The organism is Mycobacterium interjectum, assembly GCF_900078675.2.
Taxonomy (GTDB): domain Bacteria; phylum Actinomycetota; class Actinomycetes; order Mycobacteriales; family Mycobacteriaceae; genus Mycobacterium; species Mycobacterium interjectum.
Genome location: NZ_LT546248.1, coordinates 1 through 811, shown reverse-complemented (window position 1 = coordinate 811; position 811 = coordinate 1). Strand labels below are relative to the sequence as shown.

The 811-nt window shown below is 67.9% G+C and carries 2 protein-coding genes and 1 pseudogene; all 3 read left to right on the top strand.

Annotated features, from left to right (window positions below):
- On the top strand, positions 1-209 hold a 209-nt coding region (locus BN4348_RS59040), incomplete at its 5' end, for a 5-formyltetrahydrofolate cyclo-ligase (protein ID WP_328589076.1).
- Positions 210-283: 74 nt separating this feature from the next.
- Positions 284-631: an FmdB family zinc ribbon protein gene (locus BN4348_RS59035; RefSeq protein ID WP_066917773.1), complete on the top strand. Its 348-nt coding sequence runs from the start codon at positions 284-286 to the stop codon at positions 629-631.
- Positions 632-696: 65 nt separating this feature from the next.
- Positions 697-811: pseudogene (locus BN4348_RS59030) on the top strand (SAF domain-containing protein); the annotation flags it as partial.

Below are 811 nucleotides of genomic sequence, written 5' to 3'. Positions count from 1 at the left end.
TGGCGGTCGACCGCCGGGGCGTGCGGCTGGGTCGCGGGCGCGGGTTTTATGACCGCTCGCTGGCCGGGCGCAACCCGCACGCGCGGCTCATCGCGCTGCTACGCGACGCGGAATTCGTGGACGAGCTGCCCGCCGAACCGCACGACGTGCCGATGACGCACGCGCTCACGCCCAACCGGGGCCTGATCGCTCTCCCACACCGGGAATGATCGCGATCACGTGGCGGTTCTAGCACTTGACACGGTAGAGTGCTAATGCAGCCCGAGACGATTCGGAGGTTTTTGTGCCGACTTACAGCTACGCGTGCACCGAGTGCGGCGACCGCTTCGATGCTGTCCAGGCCTTCACCGACGACGCGCTGACCACATGCGAGAAGTGCTCGGGCCGGCTGCGCAAGCTGTTCAATTCCGTCGGCGTCGTGTTCAAGGGCAGCGGCTTCTACCGCACCGACAGCCGTTCGGACGGGAAGTCGAAGAGTTCGACCAACGGATCGTCCGGTGACGCGGCTTCCAGCTCGGGGTCGGGCGAAAAGGCCGGATCCACCGACAAGAGCGCGTCCGGCGACAAGGGCGGTTCGAGCGACAAATCGACCAGCAGCGCGACGCCGGCCACCGCGGCCGCCTCGAGCTAAGCGGTTATCCACAAGGCAATTCCTGACCGGCACCGCCGGCATCTCGGCGCGCCTACCGTTGCGGCGTGGGCGAATCATCGCTGAACCCAAGCCTGTTCAGGCGGGTCTCGGCGTCGCTGCGCCCCGACTGGACTCGCACGGTGCTGGCCCGGCGAGTGGCCGCGGGCGGGCTCGTCGTGC